Source organism: Enterobacter sp. K16B (assembly GCF_020216105.1).
GTDB classification, from domain to species: Bacteria; Pseudomonadota; Gammaproteobacteria; order Enterobacterales; family Enterobacteriaceae; genus Enterobacter; species Enterobacter sichuanensis.
Window position 1 is genome coordinate 1 of the sequence record NZ_JAIWJZ010000185.1, and the last position, 6,903, is coordinate 6,903.

Here is a 6,903-nt window from a genome sequence, read left to right on the forward strand (position 1 = left end):
GGGGATGTGTCTTTTTTCATGGGGCGGGAACCTGCTGCACAATCTTTACCACCGAGCGAACCGTGAACACCAGGGCATCGGAGAGATCGCTGTATACCGAGCGGGAGCGATCGACAGGATCGACAGCATAAGCACCTTCATGATCGACATCTGTCGCCAGGACGCCCTGTATACGGGAAGAGGAGGTGCGAACGGAGGTGATCGGCACGGTCCCATCACCGGGACTTGCGGATGAAATAAGTTGATGAGCCCTTAACGGGGACAGTTCAAAAGGGTTACCTTCATTTTCCCTGCACCTCTGCGCTTCCTTAACACTCTTAGGGATCCGCTCTTCCCATGTAAGGAACCCATCGGAAGGGTTGCTTTTGCTGGCTCCGTAAAATAGCCAGGTCTGAGGGTGGTATTTGCCGTTTAACTTCTCAATAAATTTTTTAACGACATTACTTATGGTTTTCTCATATTTATTCCATTCGGCCCTGGTATCATCCAGCAGCAAATCCTGCTCACATAGCCGCCACCACGCTGTTTTGTTTAGATAAATTTCCTCATATGGATTGGCCACCGGGAGGGAAAGTTGAGTCTCCTTACTGTTGATTTTCAGCCATCCCGGACCATAAGCCATGCCCGGCAGCAGCTGTAACGGACCGGGAGACTGTGCCAGAACCGGCATCAGCTTTTCTGCACTGTCCCCGATAATCATTCCAGTGACGCCACGCTCACCGATCTTCATGCGGCGATAAGCAGCCGGTGATCCGAGATCCGGCATGACGCCGTGTACGATACCCAGGATTGAGTCCTGACCGCCCATATTTTCCGAGTAATAGCGGGCAACCAGTCCGCCCATCGAATGGGTGATCAGGATGACCTTGTTGACTGCCAGGCGTCCGTGGTACGTGCTCAGCACCTTAAGGATATATTCGCCCAGCAACGCCGCAGAGTCCGCATTCGATTGCAGCCAGTTGTAACCAAAAACGTGCAGAGGGAATAAGAACTTGTGCCCGTGAGCCACTTCTTCTTCGCTCAGCACCTGCTCCTGAGGCTCGTCACCGATTCTGACGCCGATAAAACGCTGCCGTGCCGTTTGCAACTGTATTTCCCGAAAGTAATTATCCATCAGGATATCGTCGTCGCTGAGCAGATATTGCAGCCGGTCAAGCGCCTCACCGTAGCTCATGTAAAATGCACTTCCCCATCCGCGGGTACGACGGGACGGGAATTTTTTGCCATCCGCACCGTCGTTTAAAATTTCTCCAGAGTCATCGACGATAGTGGTCTTTGGATCAAGCAGTTGTTTTCTTTTTTTTGCATTGGCTAATGGTAATTTCACGAGCGAAGCTGCACTGAACCGCCAGACTTCACCATCCTCATTTTTTAAGTTTGACCCCATCACTCCAGGAATAAAAATCACCGGGATCACTTTTGAAGGGGGCTTGAGACAAACCGAGATGTGGTTTTTGTCTTTTGGCTGAGCAACAACCTTATAATGAAATGTGCCATCGTCATCCCAGATGGGACGATGATAAGACCGATTAGGGGGGCTATTTTTATTGTCATCCATGTATTAAGTTCCTGATATTGCTTCCCAAGAGCTGCATTAGCTCACAATTTAGCCGTGCGATACTTAATCAAAATCAAGTCTGCTGTTGCTGCCGCGAATATATCTCCAGCGTTGTTGCGCCCTTGTTGCGATCGTGATCGTTAAATAACGTTTGACCCCCCTCAATCCGCGTTTCTGCGATACAATGCCAGTACGTTATGTATCGGAGAGTCTGGCATGTCACACCCCGCGCTAACGCAACTGCGTGCGCTGCGCTATTTCGACCACATCCCTGCGCTTGATCCGCAGCAGCTTGACTGGCTGTTGCTGGAAGATTCCATGACGAAACGTTTTGAGCAGCAGGGGAAAACGGTCACGGTGACCCTGATTCAGGAAGGGTTTGTCTCTGGCGATGAGATCGCCAGCGAACTGCCGCTGCTGCCGCAGGAGCCTCGTTACTGGCTGCGTGAAATTTTACTCTGTGCTGACGGTGAACCGTGGCTTGCCGGACGGACGGTAGTACCCGAGTCCACCCTTTCCGGGCCCGAGCTGGCGCTGCAGCGTCTGGGGAAAACGCCGCTGGGGCGTTACCTCTTCACCTCGTCTGAACTTACCCGGGATTTTATTGAAATTGGTCGTGATGCCGAACTGTGGGGGCGTCGTTCCCGCCTTCGCCTGAGTGGTAAACCGTTAATTCTGACGGAGCTTTTTTTACCGGCATCACCGTTGTACTAAGAGGAAGACAAAATGGAGTGGAGCCTGACGCAGAATAAGCTGTTGGCTTATCACCGCTTAATGCGTACCGATAAACCTATTGGCGCGTTACTGTTGCTGTGGCCGACCTTATGGGCGCTGTGGGTGGCGACGCCAGGCGTGCCGCCGCTGTGGATCCTTGGCGTGTTTGTTGCCGGGGTCTGGCTGATGCGTGCGGCGGGCTGCGTGGTCAATGACTATGCCGACCGTAAATTCGACGGCCATGTCAAACGGACTGCCGGTCGTCCGTTACCCAGTGGGCAGGTGACCGGGAAAGAGGCCCGCGTGCTGTTCGTTGTTCTGGTGCTGCTCTCCTTCCTGCTGGTGTTAACCCTGAACACCATGACCATTCTGCTCTCCGTGGCAGCGCTGGCACTGGCCTGGGTTTATCCGTTTATGAAGCGCTACACCCATCTGCCGCAGGTTGTGCTGGGCGCGGCGTTTGGCTGGTCGATTCCGATGGCGTTTGCGGCAGTTAGTGAGTCCTTACCGCTCAGCTGCTGGCTGATGTTTCTGGCGAACATTCTCTGGGCCGTGGCTTACGATACCCAATACGCGATGGTTGACCGCGACGACGACCTGAAAATTGGCATCAAATCCACCGCCATTCTGTTTGGCCGTCACGACAAGCTGATCATCGGGATTCTGCAGGTTGCCGTGCTGGCGCTGATGGTGGCGATCGGTCGCCTCAACGGTCTGAACTGGGCGTTTTACTGGTCCGTGCTGGTGGCGGGGCTGCTGTTTGCTTATCAGCAGAAACTGATTGCGAAGCGTGAACGTGACGCCTGCTTTAAAGCGTTTATGAACAATAACTACGTCGGTCTGGTGCTGTTTTTAGGCCTGGCGATGAGCTATTTCTTATAAAAAAGTCGGGTGGCGGCTTCGCCTTACCCGACCTGTGATCTGGCAGGACATGTAGGCCCGGTAAGCGTTAGCGCCACCGGGCGTTTTTTTACCGGCGACGCAACAGCCGGAGCGCGTTTGCCGTCACCAGCACCGTTGCACCGGTATCCGCCAGCACCGCCAGCCATAATCCGGTCATGCCCAGCAGCGTGGTGACCAGGAAAATCCCCTTCAGCCCCAGCGCGATACCGATGTTCTGGCGGATGTTGGCCCGCGTCGCCCTCGCAAGCGCGATCATCTGGGCCAGCCCGGTCAGGCGGTTGTGGGTCAGCGCCGCGTCAGCGGTCTCCAGCGCCACGTCGGTACCGCTGCCCATGGCGATGCCAATGGTGGACGCCTTCATCGCCGGCGCATCGTTAATCCCGTCGCCGACCATCGCCAGCGGGGCGTGTGCGTTCAGCTCCGTCACCGCGCTGACCTTATCCGCAGGCAGCAGGCTGGCTTTAAATTCGAGCCCCAGCTCACCGGCAATGGCCGCCGCCGCGCGAGGGTTGTCCCCGGTTAAAATCACACCCTGCACGCCCAACTGATGCAGCGCCGCCACGGCCTCTCTGGCATCGTCACGCAGGGTATCGCGCAGCGCCAGAATACCTTTCACGACGCCGTCCAGCATGACGGCAACAACCGTCTGTCCGGCTTTCTCTAACGCCTCGACCTCTGGATTAGCAGACTTGCCAGCCGCGACAATCAGTACCTTTTTACCGTCAACGGTGGCCTCAATCCCTGACCCTACCAGCGCTCGCTGCGCGGTCGCCGCCGGGATGGTTAATCCTCGCGACTGTGCTTCACGCACAATTGCCATCGCCAGCGGGTGAGTGGAACCCTGTTCAACGGCGGCGGCCAGTGTCAGCAGTTCATCTTCACTGATTTCCTGCGGATACACGCCGGTGACCTGCGGCTTGCCGACGGTCAGTGTGCCGGTTTTATCGAAGGCGATGTGTTCAACCTGGCTCAGCTGCTCCAGCGCCGCGCCGCCCTTAATCAACGTGCCGCGACGTGCCGCCGCCGCCAGGCCGGACGTAATGGCCGCCGGGGTGGAGATGACCAGCGCGCACGGGCAGCCGATCAGCAGCAGCGTCAGCCCTTTATAAATCCAGCCCTCCCACGGCGCGCCAAAGAACAGCGGGGGAATGACGGTAACCAGCAGGGCAACCAGCATAATGGCGGGGGTGTAGATACGGCTGAAGCGGTCGATGAAGCGTTCGACAGGCGCGCGGCGCTCTTCGGCCTCTTCAATCAGCTTCAGGATACGGTCTATGGCGCTGTCGCCCGGTTCGGAAAGAACCTTAAGCTGCACCAGACGATCGACGCTGGTGGCGCCCGCAGGCACTTTTTCGCCCATTGCGCGTTCCACCGGAATGGACTCCCCGGTGAGAGCACTTTCCTCGAAGCTTGCCGTGGCGGTGAGCAACTCACCGTCCGCAGGCAGACGGCCCCCTGCGGCAACGTCTATCACGTCGCCCGGGCGGAGCGTACTGATGGCGACTGTTTCACGCGTACCGTTTACCACGCGGGTGGCGGTTTCCGGTTTCAGGGCCATTAACGCGCTGACCCCTTTACGCGCCCGGCTGGCAGCCCAGCCCTCAAGGCGTTCACCGATTAAGAACAGCAGCAGCACCATTGCCGCTTCTGCCGTCGCGCCAATAAACAGCGCGCCGATGGCGGCCACGCTCATCAGCGTTTCGATGGCAAACCAGCTGCCGCTTCTCATCAGACGCCATGCCTGACGGGCAATCGGGAACAGCCCGACCAGGGTGGTGGCGATAAATGCCAGATTGCCAAACGGGTGGTTGATCTGTTCCAGACCCCAGCTCAGGGCCATCATAATGATGAGCGTAACGAGCGGCAGATTTTCGCGCAGGGATGACGTTTTTTCCGCGGGGGCGGTTTCGCTACGCAGGCTGTAACCGGCCTGACTGACCGCGGCTTCCACCTGTTTGCTGACGTCCTTTTCGGCGCTGATCAACAGTTTCTCGGTGGCGAACAGCACCTGAACGTGACTTACGCCCGGAACCTGTTTCACGGCGTTTTCAACTTTACGGGCGCAGGCGGCGCAGTCCATACCGTTGACGATCCAGCTGTAGCGATTTCCGCTTTCGGACAGCGGCTGCGTTTGCTTTTCACACGCGCCTTCGCAGCAGCAGTCGTCTTTCGACGGCACCGGGCTGAGCTTAAGCGCCGAGAATTGAGGAACTTTTTTAGGTATTTCTGGAGTCGACATGGCAGTCTCCGGCAATGATAATTTTCTCATTAACCGCAGCATACACTCTGGAGTCGACTCCAGAGTCAAGCGTTATTTAGATATACAGGGAACGCACAATCAGGAAGTGTCCGGCAAAGTAACAGGCGGCGGCAATCGCGTTATCTGCCCGGAAACGGCGGCGATAGTGGCTACCCAGCCAGACGATATTGCCGATCAACAGCAGCGCCGCACCGAAGAATGCGGACATCGCCGGAGCCGTTGGGCGGAAGAACCACAGTTCACCTGCCAGCCATACCATCACCAGCGTCATGGCGATAAACGTGCAGATCGGCAACCGCATCTCTTCCAGACGCGACCAGATCACCGCAATCAGCAGGGCGCCAATCACCAGCAGCACCAGCGGCAGCGGCCAGAAGAACGAGAGCGTCATCTGGCTGGCGAAGTAAATGGTGTACAGCAGATGCGACAGGAAGAACGCCCCCACGGCATACAACAGGCGCTGGCGCGGCAGCAGGGTCAGGGCATCGCCAATCAGGGAGGCGCACAATCCGGCGAGGACCAGATAGCTTATGGCGTTGAACATCGGTGCTTGCCAGGCAAGCAGCAGGAGCAGCAGCAGCGTGACGGGTTTAAACAGCCAGCGCTGCCAGGTGGGACCACGGTACGACGCATCGACATAAAGCCATGCGGAAAAACAGACAGCGATAAATGACCAAAGCATATTAACTCCCTGTATCTGTTAAGGCTGAATAATCAGTTTCTCATTCAGTGTAGTGACGCGGGCGGGCGTTTGGCAATGGCGGGGAAGGCAAGGTATCCTGAATTCCGCATAATCTTATGGGATGGTTGAATGAGCAAGATGCCGCTGTTTTTCATTATCGTGGTGGCGATTATCGTTATTGCCGCGTCGTTCCGTTTTGTGCAACAGCGCCGCGAAAAGGCGGATAACGACGCTGCGCCGCTGATGCAAAAGCGCGTTATTGTGAGCAACAAACGCGAGAAGCCCCTTAACGACCGCCGCTCGCGGCAACAGCAGGTCGCGCCGGCGGGTACCGCTATGCGCTATGAAGCGAGCTTTAAGCCGGAAACGGGCGGTCTGGAGATGACCTTCCGCCTGGAGGCGCCGCAGTACCATCAACTGACGGTGGGGGAGAAAGGGACGCTGAGTTATAAAGGGTCGCGATTCGAAGGGTTTACGCCTGAATAATGCGCGATCGGTTCCCTCTCCCTGTGGGAGAGGGTTAAGGTTAGGGTGAGGGCATCAGGCCGCACTTTATTTCTTCACCTGCGCCTTAAACTTCTTCATCCACACCAGCAGTTCAAACACGCCGAAAATAAAGACGCGCAGCTGCTGCCAGCCGGTCATCTGTGGGCCATCTTTCGGCAGGCCATTTTTCAGCATCACCATCTGCAGGGCGTGCATGAACGAGGTGAAAATCAGCGCGACGTTAACAAAAATATTCATCGGGCGCGGGAACGGGTGCACCAGGTTGAGAAGCAAAAACGC

The 6,903-nt window shown here is 56.6% G+C and carries 7 protein-coding genes; 3 read left to right on the plus strand and 4 right to left on the minus strand.

Features of this window, described 5'->3' with window-relative positions:
- Positions 1-16: 16 nt before the first annotated feature.
- Positions 17-1,558, minus strand: a complete 1,542-nt coding sequence (locus LDK53_RS22400; RefSeq protein WP_225288120.1) for a lipase/acyltransferase domain-containing protein — start codon at positions 1,556-1,558, stop codon at positions 17-19.
- Between the two features lie 216 nt (positions 1,559-1,774).
- Between LDK53_RS22400 and ubiC the strand changes: the two genes are divergently transcribed.
- Together ubiC and ubiA are read left to right on the plus strand one after the other, a co-directional pair.
- Positions 1,775-2,272 (plus strand): chorismate lyase, encoded by a 498-nt coding sequence (ubiC, locus tag LDK53_RS22405; protein WP_025758980.1) that lies wholly within the window; start codon positions 1,775-1,777, stop codon positions 2,270-2,272.
- A 12-nt stretch (positions 2,273-2,284) separates the two neighbouring features.
- A complete protein-coding gene (gene ubiA, locus LDK53_RS22410) occupies positions 2,285-3,154 on the plus strand; it encodes a 4-hydroxybenzoate octaprenyltransferase (RefSeq protein ID WP_025758979.1) in 870 nt (289 codons plus the stop codon).
- An 88-nt stretch (positions 3,155-3,242) separates the two neighbouring features.
- Here the strand turns inward: ubiA and zntA are convergent, their stop codons facing one another.
- Both zntA and LDK53_RS22420 read right to left on the minus strand, forming a co-directional pair.
- Positions 3,243-5,414, minus strand: a complete 2,172-nt coding sequence (zntA, locus tag LDK53_RS22415; RefSeq protein WP_225288121.1) for a Zn(II)/Cd(II)/Pb(II) translocating P-type ATPase ZntA — start codon at positions 5,412-5,414, stop codon at positions 3,243-3,245.
- 76 nt (positions 5,415-5,490) lie between these two features.
- Positions 5,491-6,117 (minus strand): lysoplasmalogenase, encoded by a 627-nt coding sequence (locus tag LDK53_RS22420; RefSeq protein WP_025758977.1) that lies wholly within the window; start codon positions 6,115-6,117, stop codon positions 5,491-5,493.
- Between the two features lie 129 nt (positions 6,118-6,246).
- Here LDK53_RS22420 and LDK53_RS22425 point away from each other — a divergent pair, with 129 nt between their 5' ends.
- Positions 6,247-6,603: a DUF2500 domain-containing protein gene (locus LDK53_RS22425; protein ID WP_059386343.1), complete on the plus strand. Its 357-nt coding sequence runs from the start codon at positions 6,247-6,249 to the stop codon at positions 6,601-6,603.
- Between the two features lie 66 nt (positions 6,604-6,669).
- Here the strand turns inward: LDK53_RS22425 and LDK53_RS22430 are convergent.
- On the minus strand, positions 6,670-6,903 hold a 234-nt coding region (locus tag LDK53_RS22430; RefSeq protein WP_225288122.1), incomplete at its 5' end, for a DUF1145 family protein.

Excerpts from the sequence above, each read along its gene's own strand:
- LDK53_RS22400 (WP_225288120.1), bottom strand. The coding sequence starts at position 1,558 with ATGGATGACAATAAAAATAGCCCCCCTAATCGGTCTTATCATCGTCCC.
- ubiC (WP_025758980.1), top strand. The coding sequence starts at position 1,775 with ATGTCACACCCCGCGCTAACGCAACTGCGTGCGCTGCGCTATTTCGAC.
- ubiA (WP_025758979.1), top strand. The coding sequence starts at position 2,285 with ATGGAGTGGAGCCTGACGCAGAATAAGCTGTTGGCTTATCACCGCTTA.
- zntA (WP_225288121.1), bottom strand. The coding sequence starts at position 5,414 with ATGTCGACTCCAGAAATACCTAAAAAAGTTCCTCAATTCTCGGCGCTT.
- LDK53_RS22420 (WP_025758977.1), bottom strand. The coding sequence starts at position 6,117 with ATGCTTTGGTCATTTATCGCTGTCTGTTTTTCCGCATGGCTTTATGTC.
- LDK53_RS22425 (WP_059386343.1), top strand. The coding sequence starts at position 6,247 with ATGAGCAAGATGCCGCTGTTTTTCATTATCGTGGTGGCGATTATCGTT.